This is a genomic window from Allobosea sp. R86505, from assembly GCF_042466375.1.
Taxonomy (GTDB): Bacteria; Pseudomonadota; Alphaproteobacteria; order Rhizobiales; family Beijerinckiaceae; genus Allobosea.
The window spans coordinates 2092793-2109981 of record NZ_JAXHPY010000001.1; the positions used below are offsets into that span (position 1 = coordinate 2092793).

A 17189-nucleotide genomic window follows, 5' to 3' on the forward strand; every position below is an offset into this window, starting at 1 on the left:
AGCCTTCGCCGCCAGGCGAAGGCTTCTTCGTTTCGGGCAGGGGCGCGCACACATCGACGCCGCGCCACCCTGCTTGGGGCGCGCTTGCCGAGACGCTGCGCCCTGCCTAATCCTCGGTCAAGAACGTCTGGCCCCAGAGCCGGCGCGCCGAGGAAACATGGTCACCGACGAAACCCGCTACGCGCCCGACTCCTCCTATGCCTGGCTGCGCCTGGCCGTCTCGCTGCTAATCGGCACGGCGGCCTGCGTCGGCACCTGGTCCGTCGTCGTGGTGCTGCCCTCGGTGCAGACCGAGTTCGGCACGCTGCGGGCCGGCGCCTCCTTGCCCTATACCTGCGTCATGCTCGGCTTCGGCTTCGGCAATATCGCCATGGGCCGCATCGCCGACCGCTACGGCATCATCGTGCCGATCGTCGGCGGCGCGCTGCTGCTGGGCAGCGGCTACATCCTCGCCGGGATGGCGCAATCGCTCTGGCAGTTCGCGCTCGTCCATCTCTTCCTGATCGGCGTCGGTGGCGGGGCCGGCTTCTCGCCGCTGATCGCGGATCTCTCGCACTGGTTCCGCAAGCATCGCGGGCTCGCCGTCGTCTTCGGAGCCTCGGGCAGCTATCTGGCGGGGGTGATCTGGCCGCAGGTCATCACCTGGGGCGTCGCCAGCCATGGCTGGCGCGCGACCCATATCGGCATCGGGCTTGCGGTGATGGCGATCATGCTGCCGCTCGCGCCGTTCTTCCGCCGCCGGCCATCGGCGGCGAGCATCGCGGCGCAGGAGGCGGCGAGCACGAACGCGCGCGGCGATCTCGGACTCTCGGCCAGCCAGTTGCAGTGGCTGCTGGCGATCGCGGGTTTCTCATGCTGCGTCGCCATGGCGATGCCGCAGGTGCATATCGTCGCCTATTGCAGCGATCTGGGTTACGGCGTTGCGCGTGGCGCCGAGATGCTCTCGCTGATGCTGGCACTCGGCATCATCAGCCGCATCGCATCGGGCTTCGTCGCCGACCGCATCGGCGGCACGGCGACGCTGGCGCTGGGTTCGCTGATGCAGGGGCTGGCGCTCTTCCTCTATCTCTGGTTCGACGGGCTGACCTCGCTCTTCATCGTCACCGGCATCTTCGGCCTGTTCCAGGGCGGCATCGTGCCGATGTATGCGGTGATCATCCGGGAATACCTGCCGGCGCGGGAGGCTGGCGTGCGGATCGGCCTCGTGATGTCCTCCACCATTCTCGGCATGGCGGTCGGCGGCTATGTCTCGGGCGCGATCTTCGACGCCTTTGCCTCCTATCGCGCCGCCTTCCTCAACGGGCTGGCCTGGAACCTCGTCAACCTCACGGTGGTGTGCTGGCTGATGATGCGGGCCAGGCGGCGGCCGGAAGGACCCGCTGCGACGGCGGCGGTCTGAGGCCGGATCACGTTCCGGACAGGTGTTGTTCGCCATTTCTGTTTCATGATATGAAACAGTTCGGATGAAGCGGATCGCCGACAAGCATACGCTGGCTCTTTACGAGGATGGGATTTGCCATCCCCGCTGGCGCGGCTTCGAGGCGATCGCGCTGCGAAAGCTCGATCGCGTCATGAACATCACGCGCCTGGACGATCTCCGCGTGCCGCCGGGCAACCGCCTCGAAGCGCTGAAGGGCGATCGCGCGGGCCAGTGGAGCATCCGGATCAACGATCAATACCGGATCTGTTTCGAATGGGACGGGGCACAGGCTCACGCGATCGAGATCACGGACTACCATTGAGGGAGAGCGCATGATGACGCGCATCACGACCCATCCGGGAGCAATGCTGCAGCATGAGTTCCTCGAGCCGATGGGAATCTCGGCCCGGGCCTTGGCGCGTGCCATGAAGGTCCCCCCCACACGGGTCACCAAGCTCCTGAGGGCCGAAACCGGCATGACGGCGGATACGGCCCTCAGGCTGGAGCGGGTGCTCGGCGCCTCGGCGGGCTTCTGGCTCAATCTCCAGAACAGCTACGATCTCACGCGCGAACAGGTCGCCAAGGCGGAGGCCTATGCCGAACTGGCGCCTCTCGTCGCCGCCTGAGCATCATCGCTGCGACGCCGTCAGGGCTCGCGACTGGCCAAGCCAGCTGACACTTGGTTGCTGTGATCTTGGCAGCTGTGTCGCAGACCCGATCGTCTGACTTGACGGCGACGCCCCCTGCAGTCGATGTCGGCGCAACCATAACCAAAGGAAACCTCCATGCTTCGCACCACCATCGCCGGCAGCCTGCCCAAGCCGACCTGGCTCGCCGAGTCCGAGCGGCTCTGGGCGCCGTGGAAGCTGGAGGGCGTGGCGCTGCAGGAGGGCCGGCGCGACGCGACGATCCTGGCGGTGAAGCTGCAGGAGGATGCCGGCATCGACATCGTCGGCGACGGCGAGCAGGCGCGGGTGCATTTCGTCCACGGCTTCCTGGCCAATCTCGACGGCATCGACTTCGACAAGAAGACGATCATGGGCATCCGCAACAACCGCTACGAGGCGGAGGTGCCGACGGTCACCGGCGCGATCCGCCGCAAGGGGCCGGTGCACAGCATGGAGGCGCAGGCCGCGCGCGCCCACACCACGCGCAAGCTGAAGTTCACGCTGCCGGGCCCGATGACGATTGTCGACACCATCGCCGACGAGCATTACGGCCGCCGCGAGGACCTCGCCATGGCGTTTGCCGCCGTGCTGAACGAGGAGGCGCATGAGCTGCAGGCGCTCGGCGTCGACGTCATCCAGTTCGATGAGCCCGCCTTCAACGTCTACATGAAGGAGGTGCCGGACTGGGGCATCGCCTGCCTGGAGCGCGCCGCGCATGGGCTGACCGCGACCACCGCCGTCCACATCTGCTACGGCTACGGCATCAAGGCCAATATCGACTGGAAGGCGACGCTCGGCGAGGAGTGGCGCCACTACGAGCAGACCTTCCCGGCGATCGCGAAGAGCTCGATCCAGCAGGTCTCGCTGGAGTGCCGCAACTCGAAGGTGCCGCTCGACCTGATCAGGCTGCTCGACGGCAAGGACGTGCTGGCGGGCGCCATCGACGTCGCCTCCAACACGATCGAGACGCCCGAGGAGGTCGCGGCCACGATCCGCGCCGCACTCGCCTTCGTGGCGCCCGAGAAGCTCTTCCCCTGCACCAATTGCGGCATGGCGCCGATGACGTCGGAGGTCGCCTACGGCAAGCTCGCGGCCCTGTCGGCCGGGGCGGCGCTGGTGCGCAAGGAACTCGGCGCGGCCTGAGCCGGGCATCCCGTACCCTCGTCCGCTCCATCTGGCGCAGGCGCCGCGGCGCATGCTCCAATGGGCGGAGAATTGATGGGGGCCGAGGGGATGACGAGAGAAGCGGGCGTGGCGCAGGACGAGGCGCCGCGCGGCAACCTGACGGTGCGCATCAATGCGATGCCGGCCGACACCAATGCGAATGGCGACATCTTCGGCGGCTGGGTGATGTCGCGCATGGACGCGGCCGGCGGCATCGCCGGGGTCGACCGGGCGCAGGGGCGCGTCGTCACCATCGCGGTCGATGCGATGACCTTCATCAGGCCGGTCAAGGTCGGCGACGTCCTCAGCGTCTATACCGAGGTCGAGTCCGTCGGCCGGACCTCGATGAAGATCCATGTCGAGGCCTGGGCCCGGCGCTTCCGCACCATGATCCACGAGAAGGTCACGGACGCGACCTTCACCTTCGTCGCGATCGACGAGGAGGGGCGGCCGCGTCCCGTGCCCCAACCTGCCCAACCCGCCTAGCGTGCGCCGCGGGCTCGGCTGAGGCCGAATGGCATGGCTTCGGGGTTGGGCCGGTGAGCGCGTGCCGTAACGTCATGATGCCCTTGACGATCCGGCTCAAGATCTGACGGTCTCTGTGCGATGATCTTGCCGGCGTTTCACCCGGCTCGCATGAGCCGCGCCAACAGATCGCCAAACGCTAACGAACGCTGAATCCTCGGAATCGCGACTGATTCAGAATAATCCAGTCACTTAACCCTTCGTTAGGTGCCTTCCCCGCATTCTTCCGGTCGGCTGGCCTAACCCGACTGACCACTGAAGAAGAATTATTGGGGGAATCCTTTCATGATCCATCGTCGTGATGTCCTGACTGGCCTTGCCTGCGCCTCCGCCGCCTCGCTCCTGCCGGGCCGCGCCTTCGCCGAAACCGGCGTCTTCGCCGACAAGATCGTGCTCGGCCAGGCGGCCGTGTTCGAGGGGCCCGCCAGCGCGCTGGGCCTGGGCATGCGCGATGGCCTCACCGCCGCCTTCGCCGAGGCCAACGCCAAGGGTGGCGTCGGGGGGCGCAAGATCGAGCTTCTGACGCAAGATGACGGTTACGAGCCCGGCAAGTCGATCGATGCGACCAAGGCGCTGATCGCCAAGGAGGTCTTCGCGCTCGTCGGTCCGGTGGGCACGCCGACGGCGATGGCCGCCCACCCGATCGCCAAGGAGGCCGGCCTGCCCTTCATCGGCGCCTTCACCGGCGCCGAAGGCCTGCGCGATCCCTATCTGCCGCATGTCGTCAATGTACGCGCCTCCTACTTCCAGGAGACCGAGGTCTGGATCGAGCGGCTCGTCAAGGACAAGGGCTTCTCCAAGATCGCGATCTTCTATCAGGACGACGCGTTCGGCCGGGCCGGCCTCGCCGGCGTCAAGAAGGCGATGGACGCGCGCAAGATGAGCCTCGTCGCCGAAGGGACCTTCGAGCGGAACACGGTCGCGGTCCGGTCCGCCCTGCTCGAAATCCGCAAGGCCAATCCGGAAGCCGTGGTGATGGTCGGCCCCTACAAGCCCTGCGCCGAGTTCATCAAGCTGTGCAAGCAGGTGAAGTTCACGCCGGTGTTCATGAACATCTCCTTCGTCGGCTCGGACGCGCTGGCGGCCGAACTCGGCGATGCCGGCGCGGGGGTCTACGTCACGCAGGTCGTGCCGCTTCCGACCGACACCTCGATCCCGGTGGTCAAGGCCTATCAGGCCGCGCTCGCCGCCAGCGACGCCAAGAATAAGAAGCCGGGCTTCGTTTCGCTGGAGGGCTATCTCGTCGGTCGCACCGTCGTCGCCGCTCTGGAAAAGGCCGGCAAGGACCCGACCCGCAAGGCCCTGATGGCGGCGCTGACCAACGGCTCCTTTGATTTCGGCGGCTTCAAGATGACCTTCGGCCCCAATGACAATCGCGGTTCCGACGACGTCTACCTGACGGTCATCGGAACGGACGGCACGTTCAAGTCGGTCGGTTCGCTGTCCGCCTGAGCTGCATCTTCCGCGTCGTACTCCGGAGAGTGACATGACGAAGGCCAAGACACCGGCGCGCCTGCGCGCGCCGCTGCGCATCGGCATCGCCGCGCGCATCTATGCTGCGCTCGGCGCATTGACCACGCTGACGATCGTCGCCTCCGCGGTGGCCTGGCTGTCCTATGATCGGATCAATGCCACGGTCGGCGAGATGGTTGAGCACAAGATGCCCACCGTCGAACTCGTGCTCGAACTGTCCCAGGTGGGCACGCAGTCGACCGCACTGGCGCCGCGCTTCATGAATGTCCAGACCGTGCAGCAGCGCTCTCGCCTGACCACGGAGCTGGATACGATCGAGGCCAGGCAGTTCGAACTGGTCCGGGCGGTCGGCAAGATCGGCGGTGTCGACATGAAGCCGGTTCAGAAGGCGATCGACGATCTCTCGCTGCGGATCAACGACATCAACGACCTGACCGGAACGCGCCTGCGCAATGCCGCGCAGATGGCCGCCGCCGTCGAGCAGTTGAACAAGGTGCGCGAAGACTTCGTCAAGGTGGTCGGCGGCGAGGCCGATGAGCGCCAGTTCAACGTCGTGCTCGGCATCGAGAGCGTCAAGGGCCTGGAGGGCGCGCAGCTCGACGAAGCCCTGAAGGCCGTCAACGACGTCGAGTTCCCGGCCTTCGATCTCGCGCGCAAGCTCGAAGCACAGGTCAACGAGTTGATCGGGCTCCTGCGCGAGGCCGGCCAGATCGCGGACCAGTCGCATCTGGGGCTCGCGCGCGAACGTCTCAATGCGGTCGTGCTGCGGATCGAGAAGGACATGGCGGCCGCCGACAAGATCAAGCCAAACGAGGCGCGGACCCGCGTGATCGACGCGGTCATCGCCCTGGGCGAAGGGCCGCGCGGCGTGGTCGCGCTCCGCCAGCGCGATCTCGAAACGCAGGCTGCGATCAATGCCCGTGTCCTCGACATCGACCAGGCCGCGGCCGTGATGCGCGCGGAAATCGACAAGCTCGTCACATCGGCTCGCTCCGGTGCGGTCGCGGCGAATGCCTCGACAGCGAATCTGATCGAGCGGAGCAAGATGTGGCTGGGCGCCATCGGCGTCGGCTCGCTGCTGATCGCGCTCGTGCTGGCCCTGCTCTACGTCCGTCCTGCGATCATCGGGCGTCTGAACCGGCTTTGGGCTGCGACGCGGGCGATCGCCGACGGGGCTCTGGAGACGGTTGTCGAGACGAAGGGCAATGACGAGATCTCGGACATCTCGAAGAGCGTGCTGCTGTTCCGCGACAATGCGGTGGCGCTGCGCGCGGCCGAGGCCGCCAAGATCGAGGACGACGCACGGGCCCAGGACCAGCGCCGCGCGATGATGGCGGAACTCGGCGCCGCCTTCGGCGAGGTCGTGGCGGCCGCTGCGGCCGGCGATTTCAGCCGCCGTGTCGAGGCGAACTTTGCCGACGCCGAGCTGAACGCGCTGGCGGGCTCGGTCAACGAACTGCTGGAGACGGTGCAGGGCGGCCTGTCCGAGACCTGCGACGTGCTCGCCGAGCTCTCGGCGGGGCATCTCTCGACACGCATCGAGGGGATGTATCAGGGCGCCTTCGCCGAGCTGAAGAGCGGCACCAACGCGCTCGCCGAGGAGTTCGAAAGCACGCTCGCCAAGCTGTCCGAGACGGTCGCGGCGGTGCGCAGCGCCACGACCGAGATCCTCGACGGCGTCACGGATCTCGCCGAGCGCACGAGCGAGGAGAGCAACGCTGTCTCGATGGCGACCAACCAGCTCGGCGCCTTCGCCGGGACGGTGAAGAAGACGGCGAGCGAGGCGGCCCAGGCGACGGGCATGGCCGAGGGCGCCGAGAGCCAGGCGCAGCAGGGCGAGAAGGTCGTGGCATCCGCGCTCGAGGCGATGCAGCGCATCCGCACCTCCTCGGACAAGATCTCCGAGGTGATCGCGATGATCGACGAGATCGCCTTCCAGACCAATCTGCTGGCGCTGAACGCGGCCGTCGAGGCGGCCCGCGCCGGCGACAGCGGGCGGGGCTTCGCGGTCGTGGCGACCGAGGTCCGCAGCCTGGCCAAGCGCTCGGCCGATGCCTCCAACGACGTCAAGAAGCTGGTCGAGGCGGCGCATGGCGACGTCAAGGTCGGTGTCGGGCTGGTCGAGGAGACCGCCCAGATGTTCGAGGCCATCGTCTCCTCGGTGAACGACCTGACGGGGCTGATGAACGGCATCTCGCAGACGGCCAGGAGCCAGGCCAGCGACGTCTCGGCGATCAACACCGAGATCGACGGCATCGGCTCGATGGCGCATCAGAACGCAGCCCTGGTCGAGGAGACCAACGCCGCGCTGGCGCTGACCGACGAGCAGACGCGCGCGCTGAGCGAACACATCGCCCGCTTCCGCTTCCGGGAAGGCCACGGCTCCGACAAGGCCCACGCGATGGCCGAAGCCGCCTGAGCGGCCACGCCGCACCCCACGACACCAGAAGGCCCCGCCATCCCACAGATGGCGGGGCCTTCGGCTTTTTGGGCCCCGCCGGCTCGCAGGAACGCGAAAAAAGGCCCCCCGCGTCCGGGACAATTCCGTTGTGCCCAGCAAAAAACCGGACGACATTCCCTAACGGAAGCTGAATCGGGGTCCAGGGCGAGTGATTCAAAAGAATCCGCAAGCTTAAACGTTCTTTAAGCGCATCCGGACGATTTGTCGTTTGAACAAGGTTCCCGCCTATCGACAGTCGAGGCGCGGAGCGGTTCGGGGGCTCGTCTTCGGTTGCCGAATGTCGCGGTGCTGATGGCAGGTCTTGCGTTTGGCAGCCTCGGTCGGAGACTTCCAAAGGCCTCGCACCAGCTTCGTCGTTCAAGATGTCGCGTTGCATTCGGAGAGCGATCGATGACGAAGGCCTGCAAACCCCCCCGCCAGCGCAAACCGCTCCGCGTCGGCATCGCCGCGCGGATTTACGCAGCCGTGGGGTTGATGACCGCGCTGACGATCGTGGCGTCGGCTGTCGCGTGGCTGTCCTTCGGCCGCGTCGACCAGACGGTTCAGGACATGGCCGGCCGGAAGATGCCGATGGTCGAGCTCGCGCTCGAGCTGTCGCAGGCGGCGACGCTTTCGACGGCGCTGGCACCGCGCTTCATGGATGTCGAGAACGTCCAGCAGCGCGCGGCCCTGACCAACGAGCTCGATCGGATCGAGGCCCGCCAGTTCGACCTGATTCGCCGGATCGCGACCCTCAGCGGGCTCGACATGAAGCCGACCCAGCAGGCGGTCGACGAACTCTCGCGCACAATCAACGAGATCAACGACCTCACCGGCGCCCGGATGCGCAACGCGGCCGCGATGAACGGTCTGCTGGAGAATCTCGGCAAGGCGGGCCGCGTGTTCAGCGGCGTCGTCGGCTCCGAGGCCGATGAGGCCCGTTTCAACGTCACCATGGGCATCGAGAGCATCAAGGGCCTGTCGGGCGAGCAGCTCGACGCCGCGATGAAGACGCTGAACGACCGCGACTTCCCGGTTTTCGATTTCGCCCGCAAGCTGGAGGCCCAGGTCAACGAGCTGATGGGCATGCTGCGCGAGACGGCTCAGGTCCCCGACAAGGCGCGTCTCGACATCGCCCGCGAGCGCTTCAAGGCCACCGCCATGCGTATCCGTATGGAGCTCCAGGCTGCCGAGGCCGCGTCCTCCAACGCCTTCCGGACCCAGGTCGTCGAGGCCGTGATCAAGATGGGTGAGGGGCGTTCGGGCATCGTCGAGATGCGGGAGCGCGACCTGACGACGCTCGGCGAGATTGCCACGACGTTGAAGACGGTCGACAAGGCCGCCGCGACCCTGCGCGGCCAGGTCGAGAAACTGGTCGAGGGGGCGCGCGGCGAGGCCGTTGCCGCCAGTGCTTCGACGGCGAGCCTGATCCAGCAGAGCGAGAAGTGGCTGGGCGCCATCGGCATCGGCTCGCTGCTGATCGCCCTGTCGCTCTCGCTCTTCTACGTCCGTCCTGCGATCATCGGGCGTCTGAACCGGCTTTGGGCTGCGACGCGGGCGATCGCCGACGGGGCTCTGGAGACGGTTGTCGAGACGAAGGGCAATGACGAGATCTCGGACATCTCGAAGAGCGTGCTGCTGTTCCGCGACAATGCGGTGGCGCTGCGCGCGGCCGAGGCCGCCAAGATCGAGGACGACGCACGGGCCCAGGACCAGCGCCGCGCGATGATGGCGGAACTCGGCGCCGCCTTCGGCGAGGTCGTGGCGGCCGCTGCGGCCGGCGATTTCAGCCGCCGTGTCGAGGCGAACTTTGCCGACGCCGAGCTGAACGCGCTGGCGGGCTCGGTCAACGAACTGCTCGAGACGGTGCAGGGCGGCCTGTCCGAAACCTGCGACGTGCTCGCCGAACTCTCGGCGGGGCATCTCTCGACCCGCATCGAGGGGATGTATCAGGGCGCCTTCGCCGAGCTGAAGAACGGCACCAACGCGCTCGCCGAGGAGTTCGAGAGCACGCTCGCCAAGCTGTCGGAGACGGTCGCGGCGGTGCGCAGCGCCACGACCGAGATCCTCGACGGCGTCACGGATCTGGCCGAGCGCACCAGCGAGGAGAGCAACGCCGTCTCGATGGCGACCAACCAGCTCGGCGCCTTCGCCGGGACGGTGAAGAAGACGGCGAGCGAGGCGGCCCAGGCGACGGGCATGGCCGAGGGCGCCGAGAGCCAGGCGCAGCAGGGCGAGAAGGTCGTGGCATCCGCGCTCGAGGCGATGCAGCGCATCCGCACCTCCTCGGACAAGATCTCCGAGGTGATCGCGATGATCGACGAGATCGCCTTCCAGACCAATCTGCTGGCGCTGAACGCGGCCGTCGAGGCGGCCCGCGCCGGCGACAGCGGCCGCGGCTTCGCGGTCGTCGCGACCGAGGTCCGCAGCCTGGCCAAGCGCTCGGCCGATGCCTCCAACGACGTCAAGAAGCTGGTCGAGGCGGCGCATGGCGATGTCAAGGTCGGCGTCGGCCTGGTCGAGGAAACCGCCCAGATGTTCGAGGCGATCGTCGCCTCGGTGAACGACCTGACGGGGCTGATGAACGGTATTTCGCAGACGGCCAGGAGCCAGGCCAGCGACGTCTCGGCGATCAACACCGAGATCGACGGCATCGGCTCGATGGCGCATCAGAACGCAGCCCTGGTCGAGGAGACCAACGCCGCGCTGGCGCTGACCGACGAGCAGACCCGCGCGCTGAGCGAACACATCGCCCGCTTCCGCTTCCGGCAAGGCCACGGCTCCGACAAGGCCCATGCGATGGCCGAAGCCGCCTGAGCGGCCACGCCGCACCCCACGACACCAGAAGGCCCCGCCATCCCACAGATGGCGGGGCCTTCGGCTTTGTGCGGGGAGGCTTCGCATGACGCTTGCGGCCGGCTCGGGCGCGATGCTACGCGGGGCATGGGCCGGTAGCTCAATGGTTAGAGCTCGCTGCTCATAACAGCGCCGGTGCCGGTTCGAGTCCGGCCCGGCCCACCACTTCCGATCAGAGGGCCCGCGATCGACCCGATCGGGTCGTTCTGGCGTAGCTCCAAGCCGTCTCGGATGGGGATTGAGGGTGTCGTGGCGGTGGCATCGGGATGGCGGCGCCGCTGAGGGCGCGTCATCGGCCGGCTCTGTCCGGTGCCCGCGCCGATGCGATCGAGGTCAGGAATCCGGCATGCGCAATCCGAAGCCTCGGCCGGGAATCGAGTCGAGCAGAGCCTGAGTGTAGGCGTGTTGCGGCGCGCCGAAGACCTGTCCGATCGGACCGGCTTCGACGACCTCGCCGTTCTTCATCACCGCGACGAGGTCGCAGACCTGGGCGGCGACGCGCAGGTCATGGGTGATGAAGACGATCGAGAGGCCGAGGCGCTGGCGCAAGTCGGCGAGCAGCTTGAGCACCTGCGCCTGCACGGAGACGTCGAGCGCCGAGACCGGCTCGTCGGCGACCAGCACGCGCGGCTCCAGCGCCAGCGCGCGCGCCAGGCCGATACGCTGGCGCTGGCCGCCGGAGAATTCATGCGGGTAGCGGTCGATCGCGGAGGGATCGAGCCCAACCAGCGCGAAGAGCTCGCGCGCCCGCGCCAGCGCCTCGGCGCGCGGCGTGCCGTGGACGATCAGCCCCTGTGCGACGGCGTCGCCCGCCTTGCGGCGCGGGTTGAGCGAGGCGAAGGGGTCCTGGAAGACCATCTGGATATGGCGCGTCTCGGCGCGCAGTTCGGACTTGGAGAGGCTGGCGATATCGGTGCCGCCGATGCGGATGGCGCCGCTCTCGGGGTCGATCAGGCGCACCAGGCAGCGCGCCAGCGTCGATTTGCCCGAGCCGGATTCGCCGACGATGCCGAGGGTCGCGCCCTTCGGCAGCGTCAGCGAGACGTCGCGCACGGCATGGGTCACGCGCTGGCCGCGGCCGAGGAAGCCGCCGGTGCGATAGGTCTTGGAGACGTGCTCGGCCGCGAGGATGATCTCGGTCGCGAGTTCGCGCGGGGCAGGGGCCTTCAGCGGCGGGACGGCGGCGATGAGCTGCTTGGTATAGGGATGCTGCGGGTTGCCGAGCACCGCTTCCGCCGTGCCCTGCTCGACGACGCGGCCCTGGCTCATCACCGCGACGCGGTCGGCGATCTCAGCGACGACGCCGAAATCATGGGTGATGAACAGGACGGCGGTGCCCTTGCGCTTCTGCAGGTCTCGGATCAGGTTGAGGATCTGGGCCTGGGTGGTGACGTCGAGCGCGGTCGTCGGCTCGTCGGCGATCAGCACCCTGGGGTCGAGCGCGAGCGCCATGGCGATCATGGCGCGCTGGCGCTGACCGCCGGAGAGCTCGTGCGGATAGGCTTTGGCCGCCGCGACGGGGTCGGGGATCCGCACCTCTTCGAGCAGAGCCTGGACCTTGTCCCTGATCTCAGCCTTGCCGAGATCGGTGTGGAGCTGGAACATCTCGCCGATCTGGTCGCCGATGGTGCGCAGCGGGTTCAGCGCCGTCATCGGCTCCTGGAAGATCATGGCGATGCCGGCGCCGCGGACCTTGCGCATCTGCGGCTCGCTCAGGCCTGCGAGATCGCGCCCCTCGAACAGGATGCGCCCGCCATCGATGGCGACGCCCGGCGGCAGCAGCCGCATCACGGCATTGGCCGTCATCGACTTGCCGGAGCCGGATTCGCCGACGACGCAGAGGAACTCGTTGGCGGAAAGCGATAGCGAGACCTCGCTCATCGCATGGGGGCGGTCGGCGTTTCTGGGCAGACTGACGCTGACCGCGTCGAGGTTGAGGATGGCGCTCATCGGCCCTTCAGCCTCGGGTTCAGCGCATCGTTCATCCCCTGCCCGACGAGCGAGACGGCGAGCACCGTGACGAGGATGGCGACGCCGGGAATGGCGGAGACGTACCATTGCACCCGCAGCACGTCGCGCCCGGCGCCGATCAGATTGCCCCAGGAGGCGACGTTGGGGTCCGACAGCTTGAGGAAGGCCAGCGCGCTCTCGAGCAGGATCGCGATCGCCATGACGACGCTGGCATAGACGATCACCGGGGGGAGGGCGTTGGGCAGGATCTCGCCGAAGATCAGCTTCACGTCGCGCAGGCCGAGCGTGCGCCCGGCCTGCACGAATTCGCGGTTGCGCAGGGACAGGAACTCGGCCCGCGTCAGCCGCGCCGAGGCCGGCCAGGAGACGATACCGATCGCGACGGTGACGGTCGTGATGGTCGAACCGAAGACGGCGACGAGGACAAGCAGCAGGATGAAGTTCGGCAGGGTCTGGAAGGCTTCGGTCACGCGCATCAGGGCGGTGTCGACCCAGTCGCCGTAATAGCCGGCAACAGCACCGATGGTGATGCCGATCCCGACCGAGATCAGCGTGGCGACGAGGCCTATCAGCAGCGAGATGCGCGCGCCGTGGAAGATCTGGGCGGCGATGTCGCGGCCGGAATTGTCGGTGCCGAGCAGGAAGCGAGGATTGCTGAAAGGCCAGATCAGCGGCCGCCCCGCCAGCGCCAGGGGATCGCGCGGGTAGAACCAGTCGGCGCTGATCGCCATGGCGAGCACGAGGATCAGGAGCAGCAGCCCGATGATCGCAGGCGGGCTGCGGAAATACAGTTTCAGGAAGGACATTGCGTCAGCTCCCCGTGGTGATGCGCGGGTCGAGCCGGGCGTAGAGCAGGTCGACGATGAAATTGACGGTGATGACGAGCAGCGCCGAGACGAAGACGATGCCGAGCAGCGTGTTGAGGTCGCGCTGGATCACCGATTCATAGGCGAGGCGCCCGAGCCCCGGCAGCGAGAACACGCTCTCGACGACGACTGAGCCACCGAGCATCGTGCCGGCCTGCAGGCCGATCAGCGTCACCATCGGCAGGAGCGCGTTGCGCAGGACGTGGCGGACCACGACGCGGGTCTCGTCCATGCCCTTGGCGCGCGCCGTGCGGACGAAATCGAGCGTCAGCACCTCCAGCATCGAGCCGCGCATGATGCGCAGATAGATCGCCATGTAGAAGAGGCCGAGCGTCAGCGTCGGCAGGACGAGGTGGCTGGCGATGTCGAGGGTGCGCGCGAAGCCGGTGAGGCCGACCGTGATGTCCTCGAAGCCGCCGGCCGGCAGCCATTGCAGGTAGATCGCGAAGACGACAATCGCCATCAGGCCGAACCAGAAGGTCGGCATGGCGTAGAAGACGAGGCCCAGTGTGGAGATGAGCGTATCGGGCCAGCGGTTGACGCCGCGCGCGGCGATGACGCCGAAGATCAGCCCGAAGAAGAAGGCGAGCGAGAGCGACGCCGTCATCAGCAGGATCGTCGCGGGCAGGCGCTCGGCAATGACGGTCGCGACCGGCTTGCCGTAGATCGCCGAGAAGCCGAGATCGAGCCGCATCAGCCGCCAGAGGTAGTTGCCGAGCTGGGCCCAGGCGGAGACGTCGAGGCCGTAATACTGGCGTAGCTGCCGGGCGGTCTCGGCATCGCCCCCGCCCATCTGGGCCATCAGCGCATCGACCGTGTCGCCCGGCGCGAACTGCAGCAGGACGAAGACCCCGATCAGGATCAGCAGCAGGGTCGGGATCGAGGCGGCCAGACGCCGCCCCGCGAGGGTCAGGATGCGCATCAGCTCAGCAGTTCGGCGAAATCGAGGTCGTTCACTCCGCCAACCACAGATCGTGCCAGGAGCTCGAGCCCCAGCGCGGCGTGTTGGAGTGGTTGCGCGCCTTGGCGCTGATCGCCGTCAGGAAGATCTGCTCGATCGGCGTCCAGATCGGCAGTTCGGTGTTAGCGCGTCGGACAAACTCGCCATAGAGCGCCTTGCGCTTGGTCGCATCGACCTCGGTTGCCGCGTCGTCGATGATCTTGTCCATCGTCGCGTCGGTCCAGCCCCACTGGTTGGTCCAGGGCGCACCCTTGGGCTGGCCCGAGCGATACCACACGGTCGTCGAGACGGCCGGGTCATTGCGGTACTGGTGCCAGCCGGTGGCGAGGTCGAAGGCGTGCTCGTCATAGACCTGCTTCAGGAAGCCGCCGCCATCGGTCCTGACGACCTCGACCTTGATCCCGACCTCCGCCAGCGACTGCTGGATGAAGGTGGCGAAGAGGGAGATGTCCTCGCCCCAGGGCGCCGGGAGGAGGCGCAGGCTGAAGCGGGTTCCGCCCGCGCCGGCCTTGAAGCCGGCCTCGTCGAGGAGGGCTGCGGCGCGCTTCTTGTCGAAGGGGTACTGCGGGCCGTTGTCGGCCGGGTAGAAGTCGGTGGAGACCGAAGGGACCGGTCCCGTGCCGCGCTTGGCGAAGTCGCCGAGGAAGTTCTCGATGAAGAAGGGGATGTCGAGCGCATGCGCGATGGCGCGGCGGACGCGGATATCGGCCAGTTCCTTGCGGCGGAAGTTAAACTCGATCGTGTTGGTGCGGGCATTGCCCTCGTTGCCCTTGGTCGAGACGATGAAGCGCGGATCCTTGCCGAGCCGTGCGGCGTCCGAGATCGTCAGACCGGAGAACGGGCTGTAATGGATCTGGCCGGCTTCCATCTGCGCGGCGGCAGCGGCCCTGTCGGTGACGACGCGCCAGACGATGCGGTCGAGATGGGGCGCATTGGGACGCCAGTAGTCGGGATTGCGGTCGGCGATGACGTGCTGGCCGCGCTCATAGGTGACGAACTTGAACGGGCCGGTGCCGATGGGCGCGAGATTGGCCGGGTTCTGACGGATCTCGCCCTTGCCCTCGTAGACGTGGCGCGGCGAGACATAACCGAGATCGGGCAAAGCGCGCAGCAGCAGGTTCAGCGGCATCGGCCGCTCGTAGCGGAAGATCGCGGTGAGCGGATCGGGCGTGTCGACGGCGGTGAGGAAGAGCTGCAGCGTGGTGCCGTAGTTGAGGATCTTCTTCCACATCTCCATGGCCGTGAACTGCACGTCGGCAGATGTGAACGGCTTGCCGTCATGCCATTTCACGCCGTCGCGCAGCTTGAAGGTGATGGTCTTGCCGTCGGGCGCGGCCTCCCAGCTCGTCGCCAGCACGCCGACGGGCTTGCCCGCGGCGTCGAGATCGACGAGCTGTTCCTGGATCTTGCCGCCGATGATGTAGACGCCGGTCGAGGCCTGGAGGCTCGGGTTTAGCTGGCGCTGTTCGGCGCCGTAATGGACGGTGAAAACCCCGCCCTTGCGCGGCGTCTCCTGGGCGAAGAGCGAACGCATCGGGAAGGCAACGCTGGAAGCGATGGCGGCGCTGGTCAGAAGCGCGGCGCGGCGGGTCATGTCCATGGGAAGATCCTCGGTCCTGCGGTCACGTTGGGGAAACGATGCGGGCGGCGGCCACAGGCGTCAACGGCGCCGCTGCCCAAAAAGCGGGCGTGATGGCTATAGCGGCAGAAAGCTGACGATGATGCCGTTGGCGGCCTGGGCGGGAACGCTGAGCGCGCCGTCGTGAGCCTCTGCGAGCGGGCCGAGGGCCGCCTTCGCGCCTTCGAGATCGTCGCTCGCCAGAATCAGCGCCACCGCACCCCCACTCGCCGCCCCCTTCCGGACCGTGTCCGGGTAGCGGCGGGCGAAGCCGGCGGCGTCATAGAACAAAATGTCGGCCCGGTTGCCGCCGGTCGGCACAGACCAGCCATCGCCATCGGACTGCGCAGTTTCGTCGATCAGGCGGCCGAGATGCGCCGCTGCGGCCTTCGGATCGGCCGAGAGGACTTCGAGGCGGATGATCCGTCGCGCGCCGTTGGCGTGGCTCTGCAGCGCGGGAATCCAGACGGTGTCGCGGGTCAGATGCTGGCAGGCGAAGATGCGGATACCGCCGGGGTCTTCAGACAGAGGCCAGCGGAACACGTTGAACTTCGCTTCGCCGACGCCGCCATCGGGCAGTTCCACGGGCCGGCCGAAATGCACCGGGCCGTCTGCGTCGATGCCGCGCTCCTGAAGTTCGAGAACCCCCGCAGCCGCGTCGCTGGTTGTGAAGGCGACGCGCTCGACGCCCTCGCGCGTCTTCAGAAAGTCGCGCATCGGCTGGTTGTGCTCGGTCTCGGTGATGATCCCAAGCAGTTCGAGATAATCCTCGCCGAACATGATCGTGTAGTTGCCGGAGCCGAGATGCGGCGAATGCGTCCCGCGCGGCGATACCGTGAAGCCGAGGCGCTTCCAGCCCGCCGCGGCGGCATCGAGATCGCGCACGGTCACCATGACATGGTCAAGGCCGAGGATGTGCTTGAGAGACATGGGACGCCTTTGGTCGAAAAAGCCGACAGGAGAGGAAGTTCACCCGAAGCGCTGCCGGGGCGCAATCGCCCGATCGCTCCCTGCGGGCAGCCCCCCGCTGCACTGCAAACATAACGGGGCGGGGATGAATATTCCAAGCATCGAATGATATATTGCGAAATTCGAACGAACCTGTTCGCATGGCGGCGCCGACAGAGAAAATCTGTCTTCGCTTCTGCGTTGCCCGAGAAGGCCTCCTCTTGCCTCGACGGCGGCAGGGGGCAAGGATGGCCGGCGTGGCGCCCGCCGAGCGGACGC

Annotated in this window: 13 protein-coding genes and 1 tRNA gene; 9 read left to right on the top strand and 5 right to left on the bottom strand. The window is 67.2% G+C overall.

All coding sequences use genetic code 11. The features are described from left to right. Window positions 1-157 precede the first annotated feature (157 nt). From SJY11_RS10140 to SJY11_RS10180, 9 genes are all read left to right on the top strand, one after another. Window positions 158-1399, top strand: a complete 1242-nt coding sequence (locus tag SJY11_RS10140; RefSeq protein WP_376986464.1) for an MFS transporter — start codon at window positions 158-160, stop codon at window positions 1397-1399. A 64-nt stretch (window positions 1400-1463) separates the two neighbouring features. Then, the gene (locus SJY11_RS10145; protein ID WP_376986465.1) at window positions 1464-1742 is read left to right on the top strand and encodes a type II toxin-antitoxin system RelE/ParE family toxin; all 279 of its coding nucleotides are present in this window, start codon (window positions 1464-1466) and stop codon (window positions 1740-1742) included. A gap of 10 nt (window positions 1743-1752) precedes the next feature. Continuing rightward, on the top strand, window positions 1753-2046 hold the full coding sequence (locus SJY11_RS10150; RefSeq protein WP_376986466.1) for a HigA family addiction module antitoxin: 294 nt from the start codon (window positions 1753-1755) through the stop codon (window positions 2044-2046). A gap of 159 nt (window positions 2047-2205) precedes the next feature. Next, entirely contained in the window at window positions 2206-3231 is a 1026-nt protein-coding gene (locus tag SJY11_RS10155) for a methionine synthase (RefSeq protein ID WP_376986467.1), read from the top strand. Between the two features lie 90 nt (window positions 3232-3321). Continuing rightward, complete coding sequence (locus SJY11_RS10160) at window positions 3322-3738, top strand: acyl-CoA thioesterase (RefSeq protein ID WP_376986468.1); 417 nt, start codon at window positions 3322-3324, stop codon at window positions 3736-3738. A gap of 324 nt (window positions 3739-4062) precedes the next feature. After that, entirely contained in the window at window positions 4063-5229 is a 1167-nt protein-coding gene (locus SJY11_RS10165) for an ABC transporter substrate-binding protein (protein WP_376986470.1), read from the top strand. A gap of 34 nt (window positions 5230-5263) precedes the next feature. Beyond that, entirely contained in the window at window positions 5264-7669 is a 2406-nt protein-coding gene (locus SJY11_RS10170; protein WP_376986471.1) for a methyl-accepting chemotaxis protein, read from the top strand. Between the two features lie 432 nt (window positions 7670-8101). After that, window positions 8102-10507 carry a methyl-accepting chemotaxis protein gene (locus SJY11_RS10175; RefSeq protein WP_376986472.1) on the top strand — a complete coding sequence of 802 codons (2406 nt, stop codon included), beginning with the start codon at window positions 8102-8104 and terminating at the stop codon, window positions 10505-10507. A gap of 128 nt (window positions 10508-10635) precedes the next feature. Beyond that, window positions 10636-10711: transfer RNA gene (locus SJY11_RS10180), tRNA-Ile, on the top strand. 168 nt (window positions 10712-10879) lie between these two features. On the opposite strand, the gene SJY11_RS10185 is transcribed toward SJY11_RS10180, so the two are convergent. The 5 genes from SJY11_RS10185 to SJY11_RS10205 all read right to left on the bottom strand — a co-directional run bounded on the left by SJY11_RS10185 (window position 10880) and on the right by SJY11_RS10205 (window position 16892). Beyond that, window positions 10880-12496 (bottom strand): ABC transporter ATP-binding protein, encoded by a 1617-nt coding sequence (locus SJY11_RS10185; RefSeq protein WP_376986474.1) that lies wholly within the window; start codon window positions 12494-12496, stop codon window positions 10880-10882. Beyond that, the gene (locus SJY11_RS10190) at window positions 12493-13323 is read right to left on the bottom strand and encodes an ABC transporter permease (protein ID WP_376986475.1); all 831 of its coding nucleotides are present in this window, start codon (window positions 13321-13323) and stop codon (window positions 12493-12495) included. Before SJY11_RS10190 ends, SJY11_RS10185 begins: the two co-directional genes overlap by 4 nt. A 4-nt stretch (window positions 13324-13327) precedes the next feature. Continuing rightward, window positions 13328-14305 (bottom strand): ABC transporter permease, encoded by a 978-nt coding sequence (locus SJY11_RS10195; RefSeq protein ID WP_376986478.1) that lies wholly within the window; start codon window positions 14303-14305, stop codon window positions 13328-13330. A 31-nt stretch (window positions 14306-14336) separates the two neighbouring features. Beyond that, window positions 14337-15944, bottom strand: a complete 1608-nt coding sequence (locus SJY11_RS10200) for an ABC transporter substrate-binding protein (protein ID WP_376986479.1) — start codon at window positions 15942-15944, stop codon at window positions 14337-14339. 96 nt (window positions 15945-16040) lie between these two features. After that, window positions 16041-16892 carry a VOC family protein gene (locus SJY11_RS10205; protein WP_376986480.1) on the bottom strand — a complete coding sequence of 284 codons (852 nt, stop codon included), beginning with the start codon at window positions 16890-16892 and terminating at the stop codon, window positions 16041-16043. Between the last annotated feature and the right edge of the window lie 297 nt (window positions 16893-17189).

What these genes read in the sequence shown, in the direction of transcription:
- SJY11_RS10140 (WP_376986464.1), top strand. Translation starts at nt 158, where the DNA reads ATGGTCACCGACGAAACCCGCTACGCGCCCGACTCCTCCTATGCCTGG.
- SJY11_RS10145 (WP_376986465.1), top strand. Translation starts at nt 1,464, where the DNA reads ATGAAGCGGATCGCCGACAAGCATACGCTGGCTCTTTACGAGGATGGG.
- SJY11_RS10150 (WP_376986466.1), top strand. Translation starts at nt 1,753, where the DNA reads ATGATGACGCGCATCACGACCCATCCGGGAGCAATGCTGCAGCATGAG.
- SJY11_RS10155 (WP_376986467.1), top strand. Translation starts at nt 2,206, where the DNA reads ATGCTTCGCACCACCATCGCCGGCAGCCTGCCCAAGCCGACCTGGCTC.
- SJY11_RS10160 (WP_376986468.1), top strand. Translation starts at nt 3,322, where the DNA reads ATGACGAGAGAAGCGGGCGTGGCGCAGGACGAGGCGCCGCGCGGCAAC.
- SJY11_RS10165 (WP_376986470.1), top strand. Translation starts at nt 4,063, where the DNA reads ATGATCCATCGTCGTGATGTCCTGACTGGCCTTGCCTGCGCCTCCGCC.
- SJY11_RS10170 (WP_376986471.1), top strand. Translation starts at nt 5,264, where the DNA reads ATGACGAAGGCCAAGACACCGGCGCGCCTGCGCGCGCCGCTGCGCATC.
- SJY11_RS10175 (WP_376986472.1), top strand. Translation starts at nt 8,102, where the DNA reads ATGACGAAGGCCTGCAAACCCCCCCGCCAGCGCAAACCGCTCCGCGTC.
- SJY11_RS10185 (WP_376986474.1), bottom strand. Translation starts at nt 12,496, where the DNA reads ATGAGCGCCATCCTCAACCTCGACGCGGTCAGCGTCAGTCTGCCCAGA.
- SJY11_RS10190 (WP_376986475.1), bottom strand. Translation starts at nt 13,323, where the DNA reads ATGTCCTTCCTGAAACTGTATTTCCGCAGCCCGCCTGCGATCATCGGG.
- SJY11_RS10195 (WP_376986478.1), bottom strand. Translation starts at nt 14,305, where the DNA reads ATGCGCATCCTGACCCTCGCGGGGCGGCGTCTGGCCGCCTCGATCCCG.
- SJY11_RS10200 (WP_376986479.1), bottom strand. Translation starts at nt 15,944, where the DNA reads ATGGACATGACCCGCCGCGCCGCGCTTCTGACCAGCGCCGCCATCGCT.
- SJY11_RS10205 (WP_376986480.1), bottom strand. Translation starts at nt 16,892, where the DNA reads ATGTCTCTCAAGCACATCCTCGGCCTTGACCATGTCATGGTGACCGTG.